Genomic DNA, 24,183 nt, shown 5'->3' with positions numbered 1-24,183 from the left:
ATCATCTGGAAGGAGATCGTTTCAGTGATGACGACGACGACCGCCGGCAAGGTACGCGGGGTCGACCAGGACGGCATCGCCGTCTTCCGGGGCATCCCGTACGCGCGGAGTCCCTTCGGGCCGCTCAGGATGGCCGCCCCGGTCCCCGCCGAACCCTGGGACGGCACCCGCGACGCCACCGGCTTCGGCCCCCGGCCGCCCCAGCCGCCGATGTTCCCCGGCCTGCCCACGTGGAGCTCCGCCGACGGGCTCGACTGCCTCACCCTCAACGTGTGGTCGCCCGATCCCGGTGGTTCCGGCCTCCCGGTGATGGTGTGGATCCACGGCGGCGCCTACCTCACGGGCTCGGCCGACCTCCCGGAGTTCGACGCGCGCCTGCCGGCGGGCGAGGGCGTGGTGGTGGTCTCGTTCAACTACCGGGTGGGGATGGAGGGCTTCGGCCAGGTCGACGGCGCCCCGCCGAACCGCGGGCTGCTGGACCAGGTCGCGGCGCTGCGCTGGGTCCAGGAGAACATCGCCGCGTTCGGCGGCGATCCCGGCCGGGTCACGCTCTTCGGCGAGTCGGCCGGGGCCGGCTCGATCGCCTGCCTGATGACGATGCCTTCGGCCGCCGGGCTGTTCCGGCGGGCGATCGCGCAGAGCGTGCCCGGCCTGTTCATCACTCCTGAACTGGCCGCCCGCGTCACCGCGGCCGTGCGCGCGCGGCTGGGTGGCGCGTCGCCGTACGAGAGCGCGCCGGAGGCGCTGATCACGGCGGCGAACGCGGTGGTCGCCGAGGAGTTCGCGGCCGAACCCCGCCGCTGGGGGGCGTTGGCGTTCGCGTCGATCCCGTTCCTGCCGGTGGTGGACGGCGACGTCCTGCCCTCGCTGCCGTGGCCAGCCCTGGCCGCCGGCGCCGCCCGGGACGTGGACCTGGTCGTGGGGTTCAACAAGGACGAGTTCGCCCTCTTCCTCGCCTCGGACCCGACGCCGGACGACCTGCTCGGCCACCGGTTCGACGCGGCCCTCGCGACGCTGGCCCCGCCCGGCGCGGACGCGGCCTACCGCGCCGCGCTCCCCGGGGCGTCCGTCCGGGAGTTGTACGGCAGGCTCATGTCCGACTGGCTGTTCAGGATGCCGAGCGCGTTGCTGGCCGACGCGCACGCCGGGCGCACCTTCGCGTACGAGCTGGCGTGGTCGCCCACCCCGCTGGGCGCGTGCCACGGCCTGGACGTGCCACTGACCTTCGGCACCCTGGACACGCCGCTGGGCACGATGCTGACCGGCGGCGCTCCCGAGGCGGAGACGCTCTCGCGGCGCTTCCGTACGGCGTGGACCCGGTTCGCGGCCACCGGCGACCCCGGCTGGCCCCGCCACGAGCCCGGGACGGCCATCACCCACGTCTTCGACGTCCGCCCCTCGGACGTGTCCGACCCGGAGGCGTCGTCCAGGGCGCTCTGGTCCACCACCGGCATCACCGTGACGGGCTGAACGATCATGGCAGGCAAACGCGACTGGCTGGAGACCGGGCTCGGCCTCCTGACCACGGACGGCGCCCGCGGGCTGACCATCGAGCGGCTGTGCGGTGAGCTCAACCTCACCAAGGGCTCCTTCTACCACCATTTCAAGGGCATGACCGGCTTCAAGCGGGATCTGCTCGAACACTTCGAGGCCGAGCACACCACCCGCTTCATCGCCGCGGCCGACAACTCCGGCGAGCACCCCCAGACCAGGCTGAACCTCCTGCTCGACCTCGTCCTGGACGACAAGGGCGGCAGCCAGGATCTGGAGATCGCCATGCGTTCCTGGGCTCTCCAGGATCCCGACGTACGCGCCGTGCAGGAGCGGGTCGACCGGACCCGCGTCGAGTACCTGCGTACCCTGTGGCGCGACCTCGGCGGCCGGGAGTCCGATGTCACTCCCATGGCCAAGCTGCTCTACCTGATCCTCGTCGGCGCCCAGCAGATCATCCCGCCCGTCCCCGCGGCCGAGCTGCGCGACGTCTACCTGCGGGCCCTGCGGCTCGTCCCTCAGGAGAACGGGGATGAGATCTCATGACGGGACAACCCGTGAGCACGGCGGCCCGGTGGGTCCCACGGCTGATGATCGCCACCGCGCTGCTCCACTTCGTCTGGGCCTTCGTCCAGCCGAACGCCTGGGCCGCGATCGCCGCCGACGGCTTCTGGCGCGGCGTCGCCGACACGGACGCCGCCGACTACTCCGCACGCGAGTCGAGCGTGTGGTTCATGGTCTCCGGCGTCGCCCTCCTGGCCCTGGGCACGCTCGCCCGGCACGTCCTCCGCACGACCGGCCGGCTGCCCGCCCAGCTCGGCTGGTACCTGGTGGCCATCGGCCTCGCGCTGTGCGTGCTCTACTTCCCCGTCACCGGCGGCTGGCCGCTGCTCGCGATCGGGCTGCTCAGCCTCGTGGCCGCGCGCCGTACCGGCTGACCGGACGCGAGAGCTGACCGAATCCATGAACAACCTGATCAAGGCCGCCCTCGCTTCGCGCTGCGCTGCCGCGACGTCGTGACGGTGGTGCTGGCGGGCTTCACGTTCACCAACACCTTCCATGCCTACAACCACGCCGTCGATCTCGGCCTGGGCGGCAACGCCTCCGACCCGTGGGTGCTCCTGCTGGTCTCCCTGGTCGGCGCGGCCGGGCTCGTCGCCAGGCTGCGCGTCCTCCGTCACCGCGGCAGGCGCCGGGCCGGCCCGCCGAGGAAGGAACCGTACACATGAACGTCCTGCTCGCCGGTGCCACCGGCACACTGGGCTCGGTCCTGGTCCGCCAATTGCTCGACGCCGGGCACTCGGTGCTGGGCATCACGAGGTCCGAGGCGGGGGCGAGACGCGTCGCCCAGGCGGGCGGCGTCCCCGTGGTCGCGGACGTGATGGACCGGGAGAGCCTGCTGACCGCGCTCGACGGCGTACGGGCGCACGCCGTGGTGCACCAGGCCACCGCGATCAACGGCCTGCCGCTGTTCCACCGCGCCCTCTACGCGACCGACGCCCTCCGCGACCGCGGCACCGCCCACCTCGTCGAGGCCGCGGGGGTGGTCGGCGCGCGCAGGTTCGTCACCCAGTCGTTCTTCCTCGGGTACGGCTACCGCGACCACGGCGACGACCTCGTCACCGAGGACCGGCCGTTCGCGGAACCCGGGCAGGGGGCCTTCGACCCGCACATGCGGTCGATGCGGGCCAACGAGGAGCAGGTGTTCGCAGCCCCGGGGATCGACGGGATCTCCCTTCGCTACGGCATGTTCTACGGGCCGGAGCCGTCCACCAGGAAGCTGATGGACATGACCAGGAAGCGCCTGCTTCCGGTGCCGGACCCCGCGGGCACGGTCTCGCTGATCCACATCGAGGACGCCGCCTCGGCCGCGGTGTCGGCCCTGGAACGCGGCACGCCGGGCCGTCCGTACAACATCGCCGACGATCGTCCCGTCCGCTTCGACGTCTATGTCAGGGCGCTGGCGCGGGCGGCCGGCGCGCCTGTCCCGTGGGCGGTGCCGGGCGGGCTGCTGCGCGCGATGCCGTACATGCACGCGCTCATGGTCGGCACCCGCATCAGGATCAGCAGCGAACGGGCGAAACGCGAGCTCGGCTGGACACCCCGCTACCCGTCCTACCGCGAAGGGCTCGCCACCTGCTGAGCCGCGGCCGTCCGCCCCCTCCGCCGGACGGCACCCGCCCGCTCGGCGTCCTAGCCGCGCTTGGGCCAGATGAGGCCCTGGTCGGTCCAGACGACGCCCTTGTTGCGGCAGAGGCAGAACGGGTGGCCGACGGGGTCGGTGTAGACGCGCCAGCCGTAGCCGTTGGGGCCGATGGAGTCCTGCTTCAGGGACGCGCCGAGGGCCAGGACGCGGCTCTGCTCGGCCTCGATGTCGTCGACCTCGAAGTCGAGGTGGAACTGCTTGGGATGCTCACTGTCGGGCCACCGCGGGGCGCGGTAGTCCTCCACCGGGTTGAAGGCCAGCTCGATCTCACCGAACTGGACACCGGCCCAGTTCTCGTGGCTGCCCTCCTTGATCGGGCGACCCGTCACCTCGGAGTAGAAGGCCGCCAGTTTCATCGCGTCCGGGCAGTCGATGATGAAGTCGGTGAGTCGCAACATCCCGCGATCCTGCCACAAGATCAAATGCCCAGGACTTCGAGACAGGCCCTACCCGAGGAATTCCCGCAGCGACCGTGGCCGGCGGCCCAGGATGTCGGACACGGTCGTGGTCGTGCTCGCCCAGCGTCCGTCCCCGATCTGCGCCATGAGCTCGGCCAGGTCCCGGGCGGCGGGGGCGGGCATGCCGCGCTTCTCCAGGCGCGCGGCGGCCTCATCGACCGGCAGGTCCACATACCGTACGGTCCGGCCGGACGCGCGGGTGAGCTCGGCGGCGATCTCGTCATGGGTGTAGGCCGCCGGCCCGGTGAGCTCGTACGTGGCGTCGGCCCCCACGGGACGCGTGAGCAGCACGGCCGCCACCGCCGCGATGTCACGCGCGTCGATGTAGCCGACCCTGCCCCTGCCGTACGAGCCGAAGATGCGTCCCTCCTCGTCGACGTCGCCCGCGAGGTTCTGCATGAAGCCGACGGGCGCCAGGATCGACCACGGCACCCCCGACGCCTTGAGATGGTCGTCGACCCGTCCGTGCATGCCGAACCCGAGCAGGCTGCCCGACGTCACACCGCGTACGGAGACGGTCACCACCTGCGCCGCGCCCGCGGCCGCCGCGTGATCGACGACCGCCCGGTGGGCCGCCACGAAGCCCGGCCACTGCGCGCTGTTGAGAAAGAGCCTGTCGCCCGGCTCGACCGGAATGCTCTCCGGCCGCTCCAGGTCGCCGACCACGTAGTCGTAGCCCAGCTCCTCGCCCTGGTCCGCACGCCGCACGACGGCTCGCGCCGCGCCGCCCAGTTCCCCGATCAGCGCACGCCCGATCGTGCCCGTCGCGCCCGTCACCACGATCATCACGAACCTCCTGAGTAGAACGTCCCGTTCCAGCTTAACCGGAAGATCGTCATCCACTTAAATCGTCAGGCACTCCGTACCGGGCGGCGAGGGCGGCGGCGCGGTCGCGCAGGGAGGTGCGCAACCACTGCGGGGACAGGGCTTCCGCGCCCATGCCGAGCTGCCACAGCGCCCATACGGCGTGCCGCGCATCCTGGAAGGTCAGCTCCAGGCGCAGCCGGCCGTCCGGGTCGCTTTCCTCGGCGAGGACGGTCAGCGCGGTGCCCACCAGTTCCTCCCGCCGTGCCGGGTCCATCCGCACCAGGACGGTGACCTGGTCGCCACCGGCCCGAAAACGGGTGCTGCGTTCCTGCCAGGCGCGGTCCAGATCGACCCGGTCCGGTCGCTGCGCGGGTTCGGGGAGCTCCTCGGCGGCCGAGATCCGCGACAGCCGGTAGGTACGGTCCTCACCGGACCTCGTGGCCAGCAGGTAGCCCCGGTCCCGTACGGTGACCAGGCCGATCGGGTCCACCGTGCGCCACTGCGGGGCCTGGTCGAGGGCCGCGTACCGGATGCGCAGCCGGTGTCCGGCGAACACCGCGCGCAGGACCTCGGCCGCGACGGCGTCAGGCACCTCCTCGTCCACCAGCCGGCGCGAGAGGAGGTCGGTCTCCGGGTCGATGAGCAACCGCTCGGCCGCCCCGGCCGCGGTGTTCCGGTAGCTGTCGGGGAGCGCGTCGACCACCTTGAGCATCGCCGAGGCCAGCGCCGAGCCGAGCCCGAACCCGTGCGCGCCGCGCCGCGATCCGGCGACCAGCAGGGCCAGGGCCTCGTCGTGATTCAGCCCGGTCAGCTCGGTACGGAAGCCGGGCAACAACGCGAAACCGCCGTGCCGGCCGCGTTCGGCGTAGACCGGGACGCCCGCCGCGGACAGCGCCTCGATGTCGCGCAGCACGGTACGGGTGGACACCTCCAGCTCGCGGGCCAGCGCCGCCGCGGACAACCGGCCGTGCTGCCGCAGCAGCAACACCAGGGACACCAACCGGTCGGCACGCATACGAAAACCCTAAAGGCATATACGACACAAGATGTCGTGATTTGCCGGGAGGCTTGTCCACACGACGACGACGGCGGTCATCAAGCTGTTGGACGTCCTGATGTCGACTATTCGAACGGAGCTGATATGGCAATGGAGCGAACGGCGGTCAACCCGTGGGCGTGGTCGGTGGAGATGGGCTACAACCAGGGCGAACTCGTCTCCGGGAACACCCGGACCCTGTACTGCTCCGGGCAGACCGCGATGAGCAGCGAGGGCAAGCCCCAGCACGCCGATGACATGGCGGCACAGCTGACGCTGAGCCTCGACAACCTGGAGGCGGTGCTCGGCGAGGCCGGCATGTCCCTCGCGGACCTCGTCCGGCTGAACGTCTACACCACCGACGTCGACCGGCTCTTCGAGCACTACGGCGTGCTGGCGGCCCGGCTGGGCGCGGCCGGGGTGGCGCCGTCCACCACGATGCTCGGGGTGACCCGGCTGGCGATCCCCGGCCTGCTGGTCGAACTTGAGGGCACCGCCGTCGCCTGACCCGGCCGGGCGATCGGCGCTTGACCAACCGGACCGCAGTCCGTTAGCTTGGGAGCTCTACTCGGACTGCGGTCCGCTTAACGTCTCGCGGCAGGAGATCGCCCATGCTCAAGAAGATGATCCTGGCCGGCCTGGCCGGCACGGTGGCCCTCATGACACTCGGAACGGCCGGTTCGTACGCCGACTCGCGCCCCGACCAGACCGTCTACCACAGCCACAAGGAAGGAGGCTCGCCCTGCGAGGGGCTTGAGGGATGCACGTTCGTACAGCTGAAGGGTGACCCGAGGACCGGGGCCTCGGAGGCCATGTTCACCCTCAAGGCGGGCACCCCCTTCCCGCCGCACTGGCACACCAGCCCCGAGCACGTCGTCGGGGTCTCCGGGGTCATGTTGTGGCACGTCAAGGGGCGAAAGACGTACCGGGTCGGTGCGGGCGACTACCTGTACTACCCGTCCAAGGCCGTGCACTGGGGCAAGTGCGCACCGGGCGCCGACTGCGTCTACTACGTGTACGACTCCAAGCCCTACGACTTCCACCCCGCCGAACGCAAGTAAGGGAGGCCCGAACCGGACGTGGCCGGTTGTGGACGCCGTCGGCCCGGTGACGGCGGGCGGGGGCGGGTGGATGCTGGGGGACCCGCGGACCGGCCGCGCGTCCGCTCACCCCAGACGGAAAGCACGATCATGGCCATTCCCGGCAGAGATCCCCAGCCCCCGACCGAGCTGACCCGGCTGATCGACGAGGCCGTCGCCCGGACCATTCCGGACCAGAAGAGCGACCCCGAGTGGGCTCTGGCCGGCCCGGACCAGAAGGTGGACTTCGACGCCACCTACCAGGTGGACAAGCCGGGCAGCGAGGTCCCGGTCTGGAGCCTGCGCCCGTACGCCTTTCTGGAGGCTCCCGAAACCCGCCCGTACACGGTCAACCCGAGCCTGTACCGCAACGCGCAGCTCAACATGAACTGCGGTGGTGAAGCGGGCCGAGGTCATCTGGGAGAACAAGGCGGCGACGGTCGAGGACTACCGGTGGGCGGTCGAGATGCTGAGCCATGTCGTCTTCGCCGACCCGCACTACGAGGACGCCCGGCTGCTGGAGGCCGCCTTCCTGGAGCAGCTCGGCTACCAGGCCGAGAGCGGCCCCTGGCGCAACTACTACCTCGCGGCGGCGCGGGAGCTGCGCGTGCGTCCCGTCCCCGCGCCCAAGGGGAAGAAGAAGGAGAAGGAGAAAGTCAAGGCGCACTCGATCATCAGCCCCGACGTGATCGACGCGATGCCGCTGGACATGGTCTTCGACTACATGGGCATCCGGCTCGACGGTCCCGCCGCCGCCAAGGTGCCGCAGCCGCCGTTCATCCAGATCTACGTCACCGACGACCCGACGGTCGAGGGCGCGACGATGGCGCGGCGACGGTCCCGCGGCGGGGAAAACCGGTTGAGCGGCCCTTTCGCGTTCCCCTAGATTGTCTGCCGCCCATCGCAGTGAGGACAGAGGACATACCCGCGTGACCCCGCCTGCTCTTCAGATCTGACACCTTCTTCCGTTCACCTTCAAGCCGGCGTCGCCGCCGGCTCCGCCGGGCTGCCCGCATGCGCCCGGTCATACAGCGTTTGAGGCCGCGCGTAATCGGTCTCGTGTCAGATCTAGAGAGATCATGTCTTCACAACCTCATATCGTGCTGCCCTGGATCGTCCGCCGGACCGGGCTGCCACTGCTGTCGCTGCGGTGCGTGGACTGCCGGTCACGGTCCGCCACCGTCGGCGAGGGCAGGTTCCGCGTCAACGCCAACGGCAAGCTGCTGGACGTGTGGCTGCTGGTCCGCTGCGTGTCCTGCGACCGTACGCGCAAGCTCACCCTGCACGATCGGGCGCCGGTCAGATCGTTCGATCCGGTCGAGCTCGACGGCTACTACGCCAACGATCCGGAGCTGGTGGCGTCCAGGCTGCTGGACCCGCTGCTCGCCCGGCGCAACCGTTTCACCCTCGACTGGAAGGGGGTTTGGCGGCTGGACACGCCGTCGGCCTGGCTCGACCAGGCGTGGCCGGTCCAGGTGGAGGTCACGTTCCAGGATCCGGTGCCGGTGCGCCCGGACCGGCTCATCGCGCGGGAACTCGGCCTCAGCAGGAACGAGGTGCTGCGCCGGGTCAAGTGCGAGATACCGCTGCATCGTCCGACGAGCACCGGGTTCACCTTCATGGTGATCGCCGCCGACTAGCGGGCACGTAGCCGCTGTCGGGCGGGCCGGAGGCGGAGAACCTCCGGCCCGCGCGCGCCCGGCCCGACGAGCGCCGCCGGGGCAAAACGTACTATATTCAGAGAATGGTGAAACTAACCGGCAATCTGCGCCGTCCGGACGCGGAGCTCCGATTCGCCGACAGGGGCGGGGACGGCCCGGCGGTGGTGTTCACGCACGGCGCCGGCATGGACCACACGATGTTCGAGGCCCAGGCAGACGCCCTCGGGCAGGCAGGACACCGTACGGTCCTGTGGGACCTGCGCGGGCACGGCGAGTCCGCGCAGCACCCGGGTGCGCGCTTCACGGCGGCCGGCGCGCTCGCCGACCTGGCCGCCCTGCTCGACAAGCTCGGAATCGACCGTCCCGTGCTCGTGGGGCACTCGCTCGGGGGCAATCTCTCCCAGACGTTCGTACGCCGGCACGCGGGACGGGCCGGCGGGCTCGTCGTCCTCGACTCGACCTGGAACACCGGCCCGCTGAGCGGCGTCGAGCGCCTCGGGCTCGGCCTGTCCGTCCCCATGCTCAGGCTGATCCCGGCCGCCCGGCTGCCCGGTCTCATGGCACGCGCCTCCGCCGTCTCGCCGGAGGCCGTCGCGCGGATCGAGGCGACGTTCAGGCGTATGCCGAAAGCCGCTTTCCTGGACGTCTGGCGCGCGACCGTCTCACTCGTCTCGCCCGACCCGGCCTACCGTACGCCGGTGCCCCTGGGGTTGATCAGGGGGGCCGAGGACCGTACCGGCAACATCGCCGCGGCGATGCCGCGATGGGCACGGGCGGAAGGCGTATCCGAGCAGGTCATCCCCGGCGCGGGCCATGTCGTCACCCTCGACGCCCCGGACGCGACCACGCGAGCGCTCCTGCGCCTGCTGGAACAGTGGCGGCTCGACGAGGCCATCGACGGGGCCCGCGACGGGGCCCGCGACGAGCGGAGCGCCGGGTGATGGACGAGGAGCAGACGCGGTTCGTCGACGCGATGGGCGACACGCTGGCGTCCTGGAACCTGCCGAGGGCCACCGGCCGCGTCTACGGGTATCTGCTGCTGCGCGGGGAGCCGTCCACGTCCGAACGCCTGCGCGCCGACCTCGCGCTCAGCGCGGGGGCCGTGAGCACCTCGACGCGGGAACTGGTCTCCTGGGGGCTGGCCAGGACGATCGCCCAGCCCGGCAGCCGCCGCCTGCTCGTCGAGGCCGCCGGCGGGTTCGAGCAGCTCCTGTCCGCGAGCCACGTACGCGCCCGCGCGTTCATCCGCACCCTGCGCGCGGCGCAGGAGCTCACGGACGACGACCGGGCCGCACGACGCCTCCGGGACGTCACGGACCTCTTCGCCGCGTACGTCGAGGCGGGCGAACAGATGCTCCGCGGACACACTCAGACCTGAGCCCGACCGGTCCGCTCCGGCCGCCGGGATCGCCCTCTCAGCCGGTGTGGAGGACCCGGAACCGGCCGGGCCGCGCCGGGTCCCGTTCGACGACCTGGATCGGCGGCCAGGCCCACTGCCAGACGCCGATGCCGGGCGTACGGGAGAACCGGATCTGCCCGCGGGTGCCCTCGACCGCGACCCGCGGCCAGGCTTCGGCGACGCGATCCCGGTCCGTACCGTGGGAACGCAGCACCTCGGCCAGGACGGCGACCGTGTCGTAGCCCTCGAAGGCGACGAAGGACGGTGATCCGGCCAGCCGTTCGCGGAGGGCCGTCTCGACCCGGGCCCCGAGCGGGCCGAGGCGTTCGGGCAGGTAACGCAGGAACGGGATCGCGGCGCCGTCGTCGCCCAGCAGCTCCGCCCACTCGGCGAACTCCGGCTGCCCGGCCGGCGCGCCGATCAGGATCCCGGCGAGCCGCCGGTCGCGGCGGACGCACTCGACGATCGGGACCGCCGGCTCCGGATGTCCGACCAGCAGAAGGAGGGCCGTCGCGCCGTCGCCGGCGAGTTCGTCGCACACGGCCTCGGGGGTGAGCGTGCCCATGTCGAGTTCGAGGACGGTGCCGCCGCGTACGGCGAGGTGGTCCCGCAGGATGCGGGTCCCGGACGCCCAGTAGACACTCGGCTGGGCGGCCACGGCGATCCGCGTGTGGCCCGCGCCGAGGAGGAAGTCGGCGTAGATCCGCCAGCCCCGGGACTGCGCGGGGGCGAGGCGCGCCACCCGTTCCGTCGGCTGCTCGGTGAGCGCGTCGAGCACCGCCGACGAGCACAGGAACGGCAACCCGAGGGCGTCGGCCCTGGCGGCGGCGGCGCGGGCGACGACGCTGTGGTACTCCCCCGCCACGGCGGCCACGCCGATACCGGCCAGCTCGTCCACTGCCGCCGCGGCCCTCAGCGGATCCGCCGCGGTGTCCCGGACCACCAGTTCGAGCGGCCGTCCGGCGATCCCGCCGGTGTCGTTGACGTCCCGGACGGCCAGTTCGAGGCCGGCGAGCAGGTGCCGGCCCGCCTCGACCCAGCCGGGGCGGGTCAGCGGGGCGAGAGCGCCGATCCGTACAGGTGGTCGGCCGGTCCGGCCCGTACCCGGCGGTGGTGGTGGGGTGTTCATACGTTGGCGTCTCCCGTGTGGTGATTCCTTGCAGTATGCCGCGAAGATCCCTTCTCGGCGGTCACGCTGAAGTGGGTTCCTTCCTCGGCGGTCACGCCGAGGCCGGCCGTTCCGCCGCGCGGTCCGGTGATCGACGGCCCGGTGATCGACGGCCTGGGCACAGGAACGGCCCCTGACCACGATCGTGGTCAGGGGCCGGTCGTTCCGTGCGGGCCTCTTCGGCTCAGGCGACCCGCTCGTCGACGCCCACGGCGCCGACGCCGGAGCCGAGCCGGCCGCAGACGCCCTGCGACTGACCGGAGCCGCCCGGCGCGAGGGTGACCCACTCCCCTACGACGTCCGGCGCCCAGCCGCAGGTGACCACGGCCCGGAAGCGCCAGGTCTGGCCCGTGGGATTGCTGCACATCGCGATGCCGAGGTAGTTGTCGTTGTTGTGCACGAAGGTGTCGCAGTCGAGGACGGTGGCGGCCGAGGCCGGCGCGGTGAACCCGAGCGACAGCAGCGTGACGGCTCCGGCGACCACCGCCGCGACCTGCTTGGTCCTGAGCATTGCCCCTCCTGGAGAAGTAGTTGAATGTCACTTTGCGTTATAGAGCGTACGCAAAGAGTGGCCGGGAGGGAACTCTCCGTACCGCCGGATCGCCGGTCACGCGGTGCCTGCCGCCGACGGGCGTGACCGGCCGCTTCCCGTCCATGGGCGCTCGCCGGGGACGGGGATGGCGGGGGCGAGGTCGTACAACAGTCGTTGTGAACCCCGGTAGACGGCGGTCAGCAGTGGCGGGGCCGCCTCCAGCTCGGCGGCCAGCGCGTCGAGCGCGGCGGGCAGTTCCACGTCCCCGGCCGCGACCGCGACGCAGGCGCAGCCGGGCAGTTCGGCGGCCAGTGGCCGGATGGTCCCGGTGAACAGGGCGGCGACCGGGTCCGGGACCACCTCCTCGCGTACCGCGTCCATGACGAGCGCGGCGACGCTGCGCAACTGGGGGAAGCGGACCGCGGCGGCGAACATGGTCTCGTGCACCAGCTCCGCGCCCGGCCCGGGGCGGGCCACGACCCGCAGGTGCCGCGGGGTCAGCGGGAGCCAGTTCCAGTCGATGGTGTCGGCGTCGGCCACCACCACGTCGTCACGGTCGTCGGTCAGCGCCCGCAGGAGCGCGGCGTCGGCGTGCCCGCACAACAGCAGCGTCGCGGGGGGCAGGGCGCGGTCGGGGGCCGGTAAGAGGGGCGGCGCGGGCGTGAGCCGCAGCCGCATCACCTGCTCAAGGCCGGCCACGTCTCCCCCGTCGCTCCACCGCCGGCCGGAGTGGCCTTTCGGGCCGGGGGTGGGGGCGAGGTCGGCGCCGTCCGGCGCGGGCACAGGACCGTTGCGAGCGGGACCGTTGAGGGGAGGGACGAGCGGGGCTGAGGCAGTTGGAGTCGGGACGGTGGGAGCCTGGGCGGCTGGAGCCGGCGTACGCGGGGTTGGGGCGGTCCGGGCTGAGGTGGGCGGGGTGGAGCCGTTCGGGGGTGGGGTGGGGGTGGGTACGGGGGGTGGGGGCCAGCGGCCGTCGGCGAGCGGGGAGCTTACGGTGGCGGTGGGGACGATGGCCCGGACCAGCTCGGCGGCGTCCTCGCGGGCCCCGCACTCCACGAAGACCTCGGCCCCGCGGGCGGACAGCACGGTGATGGCCTGGTGGAAGTGGACGGTGACCACCATGGCGTTGGCGGTAACGGCGACCGGGTCGTCGTCCGAGGTGAGCATGCGCCGCAACGTCGGCGAGAACACCGGCCAGCGCGCCGCCGCCGCCTCGACACCGCGCAGGCGGCGTCTCAGGCCGGTGGCCGCGGCGGCGACGGCGGGCGTGTGAGCGGGGTGTGGCACCTGAAGCCCCCTACCCATCCAGCCCGGCTGCTCAGCGGCCCTCCAGTTCGGTTGGTCGGTGGTGGTCCAGCCCAGTTGCTCGGCGATTCGTGCCGCGAGCGGCATCATCTCTCGTGGCCCGGACAGTACGCACTGCCGCGGGCTGTTGTCGCAGCCGACCACGAGATCGGGATGGTCGAGCAGGCCGACCAGGTGCCGTCCGCGTACGGCGGACACGCCGAGGGGCATCATCGTGCCGTCCCAGCCCAGTTCGGTCAGCGCGCGGCTGCGTTCGCAGGCCAGGCGCGCGCCGTCGCGCACGCTCAGGACGCCGGCCGCCACCAGGGCCCACAGCTCGCCGAGCCCCTGGCCCACCAGCGCGTACGGCTGGAGGCCCTCCCGTGCCAGGGCGTCGAAGGTGGCTAACGACACCGCCATCAAGGCCAGATAGTGGGCCTCGGGGCCGGGCGGGCGGGGCGCGTCCGGCGTGAGGAGGTACGCGCTGACCTGCGAGGCGCCGTACTCGGCGGCGACGGCGTCGATGTCCGACAGGAGCGCCGGGACGGCCGGCGTACCGGCGGCGAGGGCCGTCAGTGCGCCTGAGGGGGGAATGGCTACGCTGCCCGGGAATACCGCGACGACTTTGCTGCGCATGCAGCCCCTTCCTGGAGCGGGCTTCGCGACACACAAGGAAGGACCGGCATGGGGTACGGCCATGAGCTGCCGTACCTCATCGCCGGCCCGTTCGGCCGAACGACTGATACCGCTCGCACACCATGAGTAGTCGTTCCATCGCGACACGTCACCCTATCGCCGGAGAAACTCGCCTATAGCCGCCCTCACCTCTTGTAATGGCGAAATGCGGCCTTTGCCGCGTTCCTCATAACGGCGATCACCAACCCCCTCCGCCCGCGCGCCCGTATGGCACCGCCCGGAAGGGCGCGCCGGGTTCGGGGGCCGGCGCGGCCTTCGCAGGGGGTCAGCGGGTGGTGATCTCGCTGGCGGACAGGTTGCCCCAGGTGTGGTTGGCGGCCTTGACGACCAGGCGGACCTGGGTGGTCGTGACCGGGGCGGGAAGCGGCACCGAGCGGCGTTCGACCGTGGCGGTGTTGCTCGCCCAGGTGATCGCCGCGCCGGCCGCCTGGGTCACCCAGGCGGAGCCGTTCCAGGTCTGGACGTCGAGGGAGGTGATGCCCTGGCCCTGGCCGAAGTGGGTGGCCAGGGCGACCTCGCCGACCGTTCTGGGGTTGGGGAAGGTGAGGGTGACGGTGCCCGGGTAGGTCACGCCGGTGGACGGGCTGGCCCAGGTGGTGTAGTCCCAGCCGTCGGTGAGGGCGGCGGGGGTGGTGCTCTGGCCGTTGCCGAAGGACGTGGTCACGGTCGCGGCCGGTTCGGACAGGCCCGCGCCCGCGACCCGCTGGACGGCGCCGAGGTCGGGCATGCCCGAGGGCAGGGCCGTGCCGGAGACGTCACGGCCGCCGTCGGAGGGGATCTCCAGGCCCTGCCGCAGGACCGGGGAGGACGCGGCCGGGAGGTATCCGGACAGGTCGGCCAGCGTGGTGGCGGTGCCGGGGGCGGTCAGCAGCGGGTTGCCGGACAGGGCGGCCTTGTCGCCGCCGGGGACCGGGCCGGAGTAGTAGAGGTTGCGGTCGTACTGGACGGCGCCGCCGTCGTTGTAGGGGAGGTTGGCGCCGTTGTGGATGACGTTGTTGCGCAGCCGGATGTTGCTCACCGAGCTGCTCCACACCTTGACCAGGCTGAACGACGCCCGGTCCGGGTGGTTCTGGATGAACGGCGTCAGCGGCACCCAGATGGTGTTGTTGTAGGCGTCGATGTTCCTGGTGTTGGTGGAGAAGGCGAAGACCTGGTTGGCGTCGTTCTGGCTGACGTTGTAGCGGATGGTCGCCTCGGCCGGTCCGGTGCCGGTCGAGACGGCGATGAAGAAGCCGCCCTCGTTGTCGTGGCTGAAGTTGTACTGGACCAGGCTGCGGTGGACGGAGGCGTCGGCGTCGAAGGCGTTGCCGTCGCTGGCCAGGCCCCAGTACTTCGTCCCGGACACCTCGTTGAACTGGACCACGGTGTCGTCGGCCCCGGCCCACCAGATGCCGACGTTGCCGTGGTTCTGGGCGGTCCTGCCGACCCGGTTGCGTTCGATGAGCGCGCCCTGGGCCTGCATGACGGTGATGCCGCCGGCGGAGATGTCGTGCACGTCGTTGCCGCGGACGACGACCCCCGTGCTGGGCGTCCAGGGCCGGTAGTCGGCAGCGGGGATGCCCATGAGGTCGCTCCACAGGGACGTCCAGCCTTCGCGCTGCATCCACTGGGACCAGGTGACGATCCCGTAGGAGCGGGAGTCGGCCACCTCGTTGTTCTCGATCAGCAGGTCCTGGTAGTAGGTGGCGGTGTTCTTGCCCAGCGCGCTGACGATGATCCCGCCCGCGGAGGGGTTGGAGGACTGCGAGCCGGAGGTGGCGCCCTGGATCGCGTGCACGTAGTTGCCGCGCACGGTGATCCGGGGGACGGCGCCGAGGTCGGTCGCGGTGACGGCGATGCCGATGCGCGGCGTGCCGCCCGATCCGGTGTTGGTCACCTCGAACCCGTCGAGGACGACGTCGTGCAGGTCGGCGAGCTTGACGGCCGCGTCCACGACGCCGCCGCCCGCGATGGACGGCCGGGCGCCGGTGCCGTAGGAGGTGAAGGTGACCGGACTGCCGGCCGAGCCCGAGCCGCGCGGCGCCAGGCGGCCGGTCCACTGGCCTCCGGCCTTGAAGCGCACGGTGTCGCCGGGCTGGAAGGTCTGCGCGTTGACCTTGTCCAGGGTGCGCCAGGCGGTGGACGGGGAGTGCCCGTCGGCCGAGTCGTTCCCGGCGGGGTCGACGTAGTAGGCGGTGGCGGCGTAGGCGGGGGCGGGCACGAGGGCCGGGGCCAGGAACAGCGCGGCGCACGGTAAGAGGACTCGGAACACGGCAACTCCTTGGGAGGTGACGGTCGGGCGCCCGAGTTACTAATTAATCAAGGTTTAATATCTTGCCTGAAGAGGGTCAGGTCAAGAGGGAGATCCACGTCGTAGAGAAGCTCGTCCACGTGGTTGAGCGCGTGCCGTACGGCGCCGAGCACCACGGCCTGGTCGGCGAGCGTGGAGATCGCCACGGCGGGCGGTTCGAGGCACAGCGGGTCCAGGTGCCGCCGCAGGGGCTCCATGAGCACGTCGCCCGAGCGCGAGACGCCGCCGCCCACCACCACAAGGTCGGGGTCCACGGTCAGCACGATGGCGGCGATGCCCTCGGCCAGGTCGTGCGCGTACTGCTCGATCGCCCACCGGGCAGCGGGGTCGCCCTCCCTGGCCGCGGCGAAGACCAGCCGGGCCACCTCCTCCGGCGCGGCGTCGGGGGCGAAGCGCGCCAGGTGGTCGGGGGCGCGGTGCCAGCCGATCAGGTGCAGCGCGCCGATCTCCCCGGCCATGCCGCGCCCGCCGCGGTGCAGCTCGCCGCGGATCAGCATCCCGGCGCCGGTGCGTACGCCCGACAACACGAACAGCACGTCGTCGACCTCGCGGGCCACGCCGGCCCACCGCTCGGCCAGGGCCGCGAGGTTGCAGTCGTTCTCCACCAGGATCCGGCAGCGGTAGTCGCGCCGGATCTCGGCCGCCAGGTCCAGGCCCGTCCACTCGGGCAGCCCCACGCACAGGCGGACCGTGCCGGACTCGCTCACGACGCCGGTGGTGCCCACGGCCACCGACAACACCTGGTCCTCGGTGACGCCGGCCTCCCCCAGCGCGGCCGCCATCGTCGCGCGTACGGCCGCCAGCCGTTCGGCCCTGCCGTAGTCGGCGTGGACGCGGGTGAAGCCGAGGCCGACGGCGTTGCCCTCCAGGTCGCTCACCTGGGCGCGGACGCTGGAGGAGCCGATGTCGACGCCGATCACGTAGCCGGTCGCGGACCTGAAGCGGTAGAGGCGGGCGGGCCTGCCCATCTGGCCGGCCTCGGGCGCCACCTCCTCCAGCCATCCCTGGCCGTGCAGCTCCTCGACCAGGCCTTCCACGGTGGGCCTGGACAGCCCGGCGCGGCGGGCCAGGTCGGTGAGCGGGACCACGCCCGCAGCGCGGACCGCCCGCAACGTGGCGATCATGTTGATCCGCCGCAAGCGATGTGCGTCGCTTCCCTGGAGCGCGACCTTCCGCATGGACCCCCCTTGACAGTGCTGCCTGGCGACCAATACAAACAGGGACTAATAAAAACAGCTTTAATTACTAAGTGGCAAGCCGGAAGGACATCGATGTCGGAACCCGACGTCACGCTCGCCGTGGCAGGCGCTGGGCTGCGAAGCATCATCTACGCCCGCCGAGCCCTGACGAGCGGGCGGGCGAGGATCGTGGCCGTCGCGGAACCTGATCCGCGCCGCCGCGCCGCCTTCGCCGCCGAGCACGGCATCGCGCCCGCCAACGTCTTCGCCGACTGGGCCGACCTGCTGGCGGCGGGCAAGCTGGCCGACGCCATCATCATCGGCACCCAGGACCGCATGCACGTCGAACCCGCCGTCGCCGCGGCCGACCTCGGCTACCACATCCTGCTGGAGAAGCCGATGGCCCCGACCGAGGCGGAGGCCGGCCGCATCGCCGAGGCCGCCGAACGCAACGGGGTCCTCCTGGCCGTCTGCCACGTCATGCGGTACACGCGCTACACCCGGGCCCTCAAGTCGCTGATCGACGAGGGCGCCGTCGGCCAGATCATGAACATCCAGCACCTGGAGCAGGTCGGCTGGTGGCACCAGGCGCACTCCTTCGTCCGCGGGAACTGGCGCAACGAGGCGGAGTCGGCGCCGCTGCTGCTGGCCAAGGCCTGCCACGACCTCGACTGGATGGCCTACATCAAGGGCAGTCTGCCGCAACGGGTGTCCTCCTTCGGCGATCTCGTCTACTTCCGCAAGGAGCAGGCGCCGGCCGGCGCCACGGACAACTGCCTGGACTGCCCGGTCGAGGCCACCTGCCCGTACTCGGCCAAGCGCCTCTACCTGGGCTGCCTGGGCGACCCGGAGAAGGAATGGTGGCCGCTGTCGGCGGTCACCACCGACCACACGACCGACGGCGTGCTGACCGCGCTGCGCGAGGGCCCGTACGGCAGGTGCGTGTTCGCCTGCGACAACGACGTGGTCGACAGCCAGGTCGTGAACCTGCAGTTCGCCGACGGCACCACCGCCTCGCTCACCGTCACCGCCTTCGCCGCCCTGGAGCACCGCAAGACCCGCGTCTTCGGCACGCATGGCTCCATCGAGGGCGACGGCGTGCACCTGCGCCTGCACGACTTCCTCACCGACAGGATCACGGTGATCGACACCCAGGCCGGCCCCGGGGCCTCGATGGCCGGCGGCCACGGAGGCGGCGACGACGGCCTGATGGACGCCTTCCTCGACGCCGTGGCCAGCGGCGACCCGACGAAGATCAGTTCCAGCGGTCACGAGAGCCTGGCCACGCACCGCGTGGTCTGGGCGGCCGAGCTCGCCCGCCTGTCCGGCACGGTGATCACTCTCCCCGAGCCCTCCCCCCTTGAAAGGTGACAACCATGACCAACGTCCTCTCCCGGACGACCGCACTGGTGGCGGTCGGCGCGCTGGCGTTCGGCGTGGCCGCGTGCGGCAACAAGAACAGCGGCGCCCCGGCCGGGCAGTCCGAGCAGAAGTCCCTGGTCTACCGCTCCTCCTGGGGCGAGCAGGAACCACAGGCCAAGATCTTCAAGGCGATTCTGGACGACTTCGCCAAGCAGAACAACGTCAAGGTGGACGCGAAGTTCGTCGGCCGTAAGGGCACCGAGAACCTGCCCACCGAGATGGCCGCAGGACAGGGCCCCGACCTGTTCGACGCCGCGACCGACAACCTGCCCGGCTGGCGCGCCCAGAACCTGGCCGCCCCGCTGGAGGACCTGCTCACGATGCAGGTGCCCGGCGAGGGCAAGACCGTCGGCGACGTGCTGCCCGACTCGGTCAGGCAGGCCGCCTCCGACGACAAGGGGATGGGCATCCTCCCCCACACCGTGATCTCCACCGCCGTCTGGTACGACGCCGCCAAGCACCCCGACCTCGGCACCACCCCGCCGCGCAGCTGGGCGGACCTGATCGCCTTCCTCGACAAGGAGAAGGCCGCCGGCCGGACCGCCATCGGCCAGGACGGCACCATCCCGTTCTACAACGTCTACTGGTTCTACTCGGCCTTGGTCCGCGCGAACGGCGCCGGCAGCCTGCTGGCCCTGTCCAAGGACGCCGCCGCCTGGGACAAGCCCGAGGTGCTGGCCGCCGGCAAGCAGGTCGAGCAGCTGACCAAGGGCGGCTACTTCCAGAAGGACCACATGGCCACCAAGTACCCGGCCGCGCAGGACGACTGGGCGCAGGGCAACTCCAGCCTGAACATCAACGGCACCTGGCTGGCCAGCGAGGTCAAGACGAAGACCCCGCCCGGCGCCAAGATCCGCTCCTTCCAGCTCCCGGTCGGCGGCAAGGACTCCGTCGAGGTCGGCGCGCTCGGCTGGGGCGTCAACGTCAAGGGCAAGAACGTCCAGACGGCCAAGGAGTTCCTGGCCTTCGCGCTGCAGAGCAAGTACCTGAGCCGCATCTCCACCGAGGCGCTGAACATCCCCTCGCGCCCCGACATCCCCGCGCCCGACTTCCTCGCCGACGTCCAGAAGGCGATCGCCGAGGCCCCCGCGGTGCACAAGACCTACGACACCCTCGCGGCCGACAAGGCGTACTGGGTCGACCTCCTGCTGCCCCTGGACGACCAGCTCCTGGCGGGCAAGATCGACGCCGCCCAGTTCGTCGCGCAGGGCAAGAAGAAGACCGCCGACTACCTCGCGACCAAGGGCTGACATGGCATACGGCTCCCTCGTTGCGGAGACGGCGCTCCCGTCGCGGGATCCGTACCGCGGCAAGGTTCTGCGGCCGGCGCGGGAACGGGCCTTCTGGCCCTTCCTGCTGCCCGCCCTCGCGCTCTACGCGCTGCTGTTCGTCGCGCCCTCCTTCTACGGCGTGTGGGTCAGCCTGTACCGCTGGGCCGGCCCCGGCGCCGAGATGGAGTGGCGCGGCCTGCGCAACTACGAGGCGCTGCTGCGCAACGGCGCGTTCACGCAGTCGTTCGTCAACACGTTCGTCCTGGCGATCGCCGGCGGCGCACTGGTCTTCGGGATCACGTTCCTGTCGATGATGGCGCTGCGCCACCTGAAGGGACGGGCCTTCATCCGGTCCGTCGTCTTCCTCCCGATGATCATCTCGGCGATCGCGGTCGGCGCCGCCGTCGGGTTCCTGCTCAACCCCGGCGGCGTCGTCAACCAGATCCTCGGCTGGGCCGGCATCGACGGGCTCCCCTGGCTCGGCCCCGACCTGGTGCTCAAGTGCATCATCGGCGGGCTGGTCTGGTCCTCCACCGGCTTCTACATCGCGCTGATGATGTCGGCCGTGGACGGCATCCCGCCCCACCTGTACGAGGACGCCGTCCTGGGCGGCGCGACCAAGTGGGAGCAGTTCCGCCACATCACGCTGCCGCTCACCTGGGACGTGTTCGCGGTCGCCGCCGTGTTGTGGGTGGTCAACAGCCTCAAGGTGTTCGAGATCGTGATCGCCTTCACCACCGGCGGCACGCCCGGCGCCCCGCCGCTGCAGGCCAGGACCGTGGCCGTGCAGCAGTACACGGTGATCACCGGGGGCGGCGTGCCCGAACTGGGCTCCGGCGCCGCCATGGGCGTGGTGGTGACCCTGATCACCATCGTGCTCATCGTCCTGGTACGCCGCATCACCCGCCGAGAGAGCGTGGAGCTGTCATGACGACCGTCCCGGTGAGGCGTCCCCTGGCCCGGCTGGTGGGCGACCTCCTGCTGCCCCGCCTGACGGCGGTCGCCCTGTGGGCCTGGGTGGTCTTCAACCTGGCCCTGGTCGGCTGGGTCGGCCTGCAGTCGCTGAAGACCTCCGGCGAGGTGTGGCTCTCCCCGTTCTCGCTGCCCGCCTCGGCCGCGTGGGAGAACTACGACTCGGCCTGGCAGGCCGGCCAGTTCTCGATCGCCGCGCTCAACAGCGTCGTGCTGACCGCGCTCGGCTCGTTGCTCATCGTCGTGATCGCGGCGCCCGCCGCCTACGCGCTGTCGCGCTCGTCGCGGCGGATCGCCGGTCCGATCACCGGGTTCTTCGCCGCCGGGCTCAGCATCCCGCTGCAGACCATGGCCATCCCGATCGTGGTGGCCAAGCTGTCGCTCTACACGTTCATGGTGGACTGGGTCACCGGCTGGTGGGACAACCGCATCACGCTGCTGGTGTTCGAGGTCGTCCTGTCGCTGCCGTTCGCGGTGTTCGTCCTGACCGGCTACTTCCGGTCGCTGCCCAAGGAGGTCGAGGAGGCCGCCGAGCTCGACGGCGCCGGGCCGCTGACGGCGTTCGTCCGCGTCATCGCGCCGCTGGCCCGGCCCGGGCTGACCACCGTGCTCGTGCTCAACGTGATCGGCCTGTGGAACTCCACCCTGCTGGTCCTGCTCATCACCCCGCTGCCCGAGGAGCGCACGCTGCCCGCGGCCCTGCTCAACCTGTACTCGACCATGCAGTACAGCTCCGACTGGGGCGGCCTGTTCGCCGGAATCGTGATCCTCATCTACCCGATGGTCATCCTCTACATCTGGCTCGGCCGCCGGGTCGTCGAAGGCATGACGGCCGGGATCGGCAAATGACCTGGAAAGGACGCACCCCCTTGCGTGTCATCGTCACCGCGTCGGCCTTAGTGGCCGGACTCCTGGCCGCCCCCTCGGCCCAGGCCGCCACCGGCACCACCTACTACGTGGACGCCACGGCCGGGAACGACGCCGCCGCCGGATCCAGCCCGGCCACCGCCTGGCGCAGCCTGGACAAGGCCGGCGACCTGACGCTGGGCCCCGGCGACCGCCTGCTGTTCAAAGCCGGGCAACGCTGGAGCGGCCGGCTCACCCTGAAGGGCGCCGGTACGCCCGGCAACCCGGCCACGGTCGGCGCCTACGGCCAGGGCGCCAAACCGCTCATCGAGGGCGGCGGGATCACCGGCGCCGCGGTCACGATCAGCGACGTGCACGACTTCGTCGTCGACGGCCTCCAGGTGACCAACACCGACGGCCAGGCCGTCTACCGCACCGGCGTCAACCTGTCCGCCAAGGACTCCGGCAGGCTGGCGAACGTCACCCTGCGCAACCTGAGCATCCACGACGTGGACGGCGCCGGCGGCCACAGCGTCGCCACCGCCGGCCTGCTCGTCTCGATCAGGGGCAACCGCACGCCGACCTTCTTCGACCGGCTCGTCATCGAGAACAACGAGATCTCCGAGATCGGCTCGTACGGGATCATCATGTGGTCCACCTGGTCCCGCCGCAACGGCATGACCAGCCTCTACCCGGCCGAGACCGGCATCCCCGACAGCGAGGTGTCCACGTGGACGCCGAGCACCGGCGTCGCCATCCGCGGCAACCGCGTCCATGACGTGACCGGCGGCGGCATCACCCCGATGCACACCAAGGGCGCCCTGGTCGAGGGCAACAAGGTCGAGCGGGCGGTGACCGGCCGTACCAAGCCGACCGGCGGCAACGTCGGCATCTGGTGGCAGGGCAACGACGATCTCGTCGTCCAGCGCAACGAGGTCAGCGGCACCGGGTTCAACGGCCCCGGCTCCGACGGGCACGGCTTCGACTCCGACGCCGACAACAACCGCAGCCTCGTGCAGTACAACTACAGCCACCACAACGACGGCGGCTTCTTCATCGCCGTCTCCTTCGCCGGCGCGCCCACCCGCGACACCGTGGTCCGCCACAACGTCAGCGAGAGCGACGGCTACGAGGTCTTCGGCCTGTCCACCGCCACCCAGGGCACCGACATCCACAACAACACCGTCTACGCCGACGGCCGGGTGGTCGAGGTCAAGCCGCCGCTGGCCGGCGCCGGCCGCTACCCCCTGGGCAAGGTCGTGCGGATCTACAACGACGCCGCCGGCGTCAAGGTGCGCGACAACGTGTTCCTCAACACGGCCGGCGCCGGGTTCGACGGCAAGAACGGCGCGATCTACGACCACAACCTCTACTGGGGCACGCCTCAGCCGCCGACCGGCCCGGACCACAAGGCGATCGTGGCCGATCCCGAGCTGGCCTCGCCCGGCACCGGCGGCCTGCCCGGCTACCGGCCGCTGGACGGCTCGGCGGTGTTCGACGCGGGCGTGAGCGTGCCCGCCGGCACCGACCTGGCCGGTACGCCCGTCCCCGACGCGGCCCCCGACCTCGGCGCCTACCAGCGGGCCGTCCCGCCGCCCCGGGTGAGCAGCACGTTCACGCCCAAGGGGCACCTGGAGCGGCTGGCCGACCGCGACCCCGCCACGTCCTGGCGAAGCGTCCCCAAGCCGCGTTTCCCCGGCACCGTCGACCTGACGTACGCACTCGACCGCACCTTCAGCACCGTCGAGCTGACCGGCTCGCCGGACATCGAGTACGACGTCCAGACCTCCGAGGACGGGACCACCTGGCAGACCAGGGCGACCGGCGTCAAGGGCGCGGCCACGCTCCCCGCCGAGGTCACCACGCGCCGGGTACGCCTGGTCGTCACCGGCCAGGGCCGCATCCAGATCGACGAGGTACGCCTGGGCGTGCCCGCCGCCACCGGCCCCTACCTGCCGCCCGGCGGCGCGCCCGTGGTCACCACGTCGTTCCCGTCGGCCTCGGCGCTGGACAACCTGATCGACGGCGACCCCGGCACGCCGTGGGCCTCGGCCGCGACCGGGGTCACCTTCCCCGGCGACATCACCGTCGACTACCGCGCGCCGCGCAACATCTCCGAGGTCACCCTGCACACCGCCTGGGCCAAGGGCCAGGGCGTCACGGACGTGTCGCTGCAGACCTGGGACGGCGCCGCCTGGGTGACGCGGGTCGACCACCACCTCATCGACTGGCCCTCCAGCAGCGCCACCGTCGAGACCAGCACGATGCGGCTGCCCGCGCCGGTGTCCACCGACAGGATCCGGCTGATCGTCCACAAGGCGAACCTCGAATGGGGCAACCTCGCCCTCTACGAGATCGCCACCCGCTGACCGGATCAGGAGAACAAC

The 24,183-nt window shown here is 71.4% G+C and carries 24 protein-coding genes; 16 read left to right on the top strand and 8 right to left on the bottom strand.

What is annotated here, in order from left to right; translation table 11 throughout:
* The first annotated feature begins 27 nt into the window (after window positions 1-27).
* The 5 genes from DMB42_RS13240 (at window position 28) to DMB42_RS13220 (ending at window position 3,634) form a co-directional block, all read left to right on the top strand.
* Window positions 28-1,470, top strand: a complete 1,443-nt coding sequence (locus DMB42_RS13240) for a carboxylesterase/lipase family protein (protein ID WP_125634230.1) — start codon at window positions 28-30, stop codon at window positions 1,468-1,470.
* A 6-nt stretch (window positions 1,471-1,476) separates the two neighbouring features.
* Window positions 1,477-2,037, top strand: coding sequence for a TetR/AcrR family transcriptional regulator (locus tag DMB42_RS13235; protein ID WP_125634228.1), 561 nt, complete (start codon window positions 1,477-1,479; stop codon window positions 2,035-2,037).
* Complete coding sequence (locus DMB42_RS13230) at window positions 2,034-2,429, top strand: DUF6463 family protein (RefSeq protein ID WP_125634226.1); 396 nt, start codon at window positions 2,034-2,036, stop codon at window positions 2,427-2,429. Before DMB42_RS13235 ends, DMB42_RS13230 begins: the two co-directional genes overlap by 4 nt.
* 78 nt (window positions 2,430-2,507) lie before the next feature.
* Window positions 2,508-2,720, top strand: coding sequence for a hypothetical protein (locus tag DMB42_RS13225; RefSeq protein WP_125634224.1), 213 nt, complete (start codon window positions 2,508-2,510; stop codon window positions 2,718-2,720).
* Window positions 2,717-3,634, top strand: coding sequence for an NAD(P)-dependent oxidoreductase (locus DMB42_RS13220; protein ID WP_125634222.1), 918 nt, complete (start codon window positions 2,717-2,719; stop codon window positions 3,632-3,634). Before DMB42_RS13225 ends, DMB42_RS13220 begins: the two co-directional genes overlap by 4 nt.
* Window positions 3,635-3,684: 50 nt before the next feature.
* On the opposite strand, the gene DMB42_RS13215 is transcribed toward DMB42_RS13220, so the two are convergent.
* From DMB42_RS13215 to DMB42_RS13205, 3 genes are read right to left on the bottom strand one after another with little or no spacing between them, the layout of a single operon-like run.
* A complete protein-coding gene (locus DMB42_RS13215) occupies window positions 3,685-4,095 on the bottom strand; it encodes a VOC family protein (RefSeq protein WP_125634220.1) in 411 nt (136 codons plus the stop codon).
* Between the two features lie 48 nt (window positions 4,096-4,143).
* The gene (locus DMB42_RS13210) at window positions 4,144-4,941 is read right to left on the bottom strand and encodes an NAD(P)H-binding protein (protein ID WP_125634218.1); all 798 of its coding nucleotides are present in this window, start codon (window positions 4,939-4,941) and stop codon (window positions 4,144-4,146) included.
* A gap of 49 nt (window positions 4,942-4,990) precedes the next feature.
* Window positions 4,991-5,977 carry a YafY family protein gene (locus DMB42_RS13205; protein ID WP_125634216.1) on the bottom strand — a complete coding sequence of 329 codons (987 nt, stop codon included), beginning with the start codon at window positions 5,975-5,977 and terminating at the stop codon, window positions 4,991-4,993.
* A gap of 132 nt (window positions 5,978-6,109) precedes the next feature.
* Between DMB42_RS13205 and DMB42_RS13200 the strand changes: the two genes are divergently transcribed.
* From DMB42_RS13200 to DMB42_RS13175, 6 genes are all read left to right on the top strand, one after another.
* Window positions 6,110-6,505 carry a RidA family protein gene (locus tag DMB42_RS13200; RefSeq protein ID WP_125634821.1) on the top strand — a complete coding sequence of 132 codons (396 nt, stop codon included), beginning with the start codon at window positions 6,110-6,112 and terminating at the stop codon, window positions 6,503-6,505.
* 104 nt (window positions 6,506-6,609) lie between these two features.
* A complete protein-coding gene (locus tag DMB42_RS13195; RefSeq protein WP_125634214.1) occupies window positions 6,610-7,059 on the top strand; it encodes a cupin domain-containing protein in 450 nt (149 codons plus the stop codon).
* Window positions 7,060-7,471: 412 nt separating this feature from the next.
* Window positions 7,472-7,963 carry an alkyl sulfatase dimerization domain-containing protein gene (locus DMB42_RS13190; protein ID WP_221762124.1) on the top strand — a complete coding sequence of 164 codons (492 nt, stop codon included), beginning with the start codon at window positions 7,472-7,474 and terminating at the stop codon, window positions 7,961-7,963.
* 214 nt (window positions 7,964-8,177) lie between these two features.
* On the top strand, window positions 8,178-8,717 hold the full coding sequence (locus tag DMB42_RS13185; protein WP_260477665.1) for a DUF1062 domain-containing protein: 540 nt from the start codon (window positions 8,178-8,180) through the stop codon (window positions 8,715-8,717).
* A gap of 104 nt (window positions 8,718-8,821) precedes the next feature.
* Window positions 8,822-9,679: an alpha/beta fold hydrolase gene (locus DMB42_RS13180; RefSeq protein WP_125634210.1), complete on the top strand. Its 858-nt coding sequence runs from the start codon at window positions 8,822-8,824 to the stop codon at window positions 9,677-9,679.
* Window positions 9,679-10,116 carry a GbsR/MarR family transcriptional regulator gene (locus DMB42_RS13175; RefSeq protein ID WP_125634208.1) on the top strand — a complete coding sequence of 146 codons (438 nt, stop codon included), beginning with the start codon at window positions 9,679-9,681 and terminating at the stop codon, window positions 10,114-10,116. Before DMB42_RS13180 ends, DMB42_RS13175 begins: the two co-directional genes overlap by 1 nt.
* A 37-nt stretch (window positions 10,117-10,153) precedes the next feature.
* Here the strand turns inward: DMB42_RS13175 and DMB42_RS13170 are convergent, their stop codons facing one another.
* The 5 genes from DMB42_RS13170 to DMB42_RS13150 form a co-directional block, all read right to left on the bottom strand.
* Window positions 10,154-11,266 (bottom strand): ABC transporter substrate-binding protein, encoded by a 1,113-nt coding sequence (locus DMB42_RS13170; RefSeq protein WP_125634206.1) that lies wholly within the window; start codon window positions 11,264-11,266, stop codon window positions 10,154-10,156.
* 223 nt (window positions 11,267-11,489) lie between these two features.
* Window positions 11,490-11,816, bottom strand: coding sequence for a hypothetical protein (locus DMB42_RS13165; RefSeq protein WP_125634204.1), 327 nt, complete (start codon window positions 11,814-11,816; stop codon window positions 11,490-11,492).
* A gap of 96 nt (window positions 11,817-11,912) precedes the next feature.
* Window positions 11,913-13,757: an acyltransferase domain-containing protein gene (locus DMB42_RS13160; RefSeq protein WP_185844625.1), complete on the bottom strand. Its 1,845-nt coding sequence runs from the start codon at window positions 13,755-13,757 to the stop codon at window positions 11,913-11,915.
* Between the two features lie 325 nt (window positions 13,758-14,082).
* Window positions 14,083-16,068: a right-handed parallel beta-helix repeat-containing protein gene (locus tag DMB42_RS13155; protein WP_125634200.1), complete on the bottom strand. Its 1,986-nt coding sequence runs from the start codon at window positions 16,066-16,068 to the stop codon at window positions 14,083-14,085.
* A gap of 47 nt (window positions 16,069-16,115) precedes the next feature.
* Window positions 16,116-17,285, bottom strand: coding sequence for an ROK family transcriptional regulator (locus DMB42_RS13150; protein WP_125634199.1), 1,170 nt, complete (start codon window positions 17,283-17,285; stop codon window positions 16,116-16,118).
* 93 nt (window positions 17,286-17,378) lie between these two features.
* Between DMB42_RS13150 and DMB42_RS13145 the strand changes: the two genes are divergently transcribed.
* The 5 genes from DMB42_RS13145 to DMB42_RS13125 are packed head-to-tail and all read left to right on the top strand — an operon-like array spanning window position 17,379 to window position 24,165.
* Window positions 17,379-18,656 (top strand): Gfo/Idh/MocA family protein, encoded by a 1,278-nt coding sequence (locus tag DMB42_RS13145; RefSeq protein WP_125634197.1) that lies wholly within the window; start codon window positions 17,379-17,381, stop codon window positions 18,654-18,656.
* 5 nt (window positions 18,657-18,661) lie between these two features.
* Window positions 18,662-19,957: an ABC transporter substrate-binding protein gene (locus DMB42_RS13140; protein ID WP_125634195.1), complete on the top strand. Its 1,296-nt coding sequence runs from the start codon at window positions 18,662-18,664 to the stop codon at window positions 19,955-19,957.
* Between the two features lies 1 nt (window position 19,958).
* Window positions 19,959-20,909 carry a carbohydrate ABC transporter permease gene (locus tag DMB42_RS13135; RefSeq protein WP_125634193.1) on the top strand — a complete coding sequence of 317 codons (951 nt, stop codon included), beginning with the start codon at window positions 19,959-19,961 and terminating at the stop codon, window positions 20,907-20,909.
* Entirely contained in the window at window positions 20,906-21,799 is an 894-nt protein-coding gene (locus DMB42_RS13130) for a carbohydrate ABC transporter permease (protein WP_221762123.1), read from the top strand. The genes DMB42_RS13135 and DMB42_RS13130 overlap by 4 nt, the downstream gene beginning before the upstream one ends.
* A 20-nt stretch (window positions 21,800-21,819) precedes the next feature.
* Window positions 21,820-24,165: a discoidin domain-containing protein gene (locus DMB42_RS13125; RefSeq protein WP_125634191.1), complete on the top strand. Its 2,346-nt coding sequence runs from the start codon at window positions 21,820-21,822 to the stop codon at window positions 24,163-24,165.
* Window positions 24,166-24,183 lie beyond the last annotated feature (18 nt).

It is taken from the genome of Nonomuraea sp. WAC 01424 (assembly GCF_003947315.1).
GTDB lineage: Bacteria > Actinomycetota > Actinomycetes > Streptosporangiales > Streptosporangiaceae > Nonomuraea > Nonomuraea spiralis.
This window is presented reverse-complemented; position numbering and strand designations above follow the sequence as displayed.

What these genes read in the sequence shown, in the direction of transcription:
- DMB42_RS13130 (WP_221762123.1), top strand. Translation starts at nt 20,906, where the DNA reads ATGACGACCGTCCCGGTGAGGCGTCCCCTGGCCCGGCTGGTGGGCGAC.
- DMB42_RS13160 (WP_185844625.1), bottom strand. Translation starts at nt 13,757, where the DNA reads ATGCGCAGCAAAGTCGTCGCGGTATTCCCGGGCAGCGTAGCCATTCCC.
- DMB42_RS13205 (WP_125634216.1), bottom strand. Translation starts at nt 5,977, where the DNA reads ATGCGTGCCGACCGGTTGGTGTCCCTGGTGTTGCTGCTGCGGCAGCAC.
- DMB42_RS13195 (WP_125634214.1), top strand. Translation starts at nt 6,610, where the DNA reads ATGCTCAAGAAGATGATCCTGGCCGGCCTGGCCGGCACGGTGGCCCTC.
- DMB42_RS13240 (WP_125634230.1), top strand. Translation starts at nt 28, where the DNA reads ATGACGACGACGACCGCCGGCAAGGTACGCGGGGTCGACCAGGACGGC.
- DMB42_RS13180 (WP_125634210.1), top strand. Translation starts at nt 8,822, where the DNA reads ATGGTGAAACTAACCGGCAATCTGCGCCGTCCGGACGCGGAGCTCCGA.
- DMB42_RS13235 (WP_125634228.1), top strand. Translation starts at nt 1,477, where the DNA reads ATGGCAGGCAAACGCGACTGGCTGGAGACCGGGCTCGGCCTCCTGACC.
- DMB42_RS13150 (WP_125634199.1), bottom strand. Translation starts at nt 17,285, where the DNA reads ATGCGGAAGGTCGCGCTCCAGGGAAGCGACGCACATCGCTTGCGGCGG.
- DMB42_RS13200 (WP_125634821.1), top strand. Translation starts at nt 6,110, where the DNA reads ATGGAGCGAACGGCGGTCAACCCGTGGGCGTGGTCGGTGGAGATGGGC.
- DMB42_RS13215 (WP_125634220.1), bottom strand. Translation starts at nt 4,095, where the DNA reads ATGTTGCGACTCACCGACTTCATCATCGACTGCCCGGACGCGATGAAA.
- DMB42_RS13220 (WP_125634222.1), top strand. Translation starts at nt 2,717, where the DNA reads ATGAACGTCCTGCTCGCCGGTGCCACCGGCACACTGGGCTCGGTCCTG.
- DMB42_RS13140 (WP_125634195.1), top strand. Translation starts at nt 18,662, where the DNA reads ATGACCAACGTCCTCTCCCGGACGACCGCACTGGTGGCGGTCGGCGCG.
- DMB42_RS13175 (WP_125634208.1), top strand. Translation starts at nt 9,679, where the DNA reads ATGGACGAGGAGCAGACGCGGTTCGTCGACGCGATGGGCGACACGCTG.
- DMB42_RS13210 (WP_125634218.1), bottom strand. Translation starts at nt 4,941, where the DNA reads ATGATCGTGGTGACGGGCGCGACGGGCACGATCGGGCGTGCGCTGATC.
- DMB42_RS13230 (WP_125634226.1), top strand. Translation starts at nt 2,034, where the DNA reads ATGACGGGACAACCCGTGAGCACGGCGGCCCGGTGGGTCCCACGGCTG.
- DMB42_RS13145 (WP_125634197.1), top strand. Translation starts at nt 17,379, where the DNA reads ATGTCGGAACCCGACGTCACGCTCGCCGTGGCAGGCGCTGGGCTGCGA.
- DMB42_RS13170 (WP_125634206.1), bottom strand. Translation starts at nt 11,266, where the DNA reads ATGAACACCCCACCACCACCGCCGGGTACGGGCCGGACCGGCCGACCA.
- DMB42_RS13165 (WP_125634204.1), bottom strand. Translation starts at nt 11,816, where the DNA reads ATGCTCAGGACCAAGCAGGTCGCGGCGGTGGTCGCCGGAGCCGTCACG.
- DMB42_RS13135 (WP_125634193.1), top strand. Translation starts at nt 19,959, where the DNA reads ATGGCATACGGCTCCCTCGTTGCGGAGACGGCGCTCCCGTCGCGGGAT.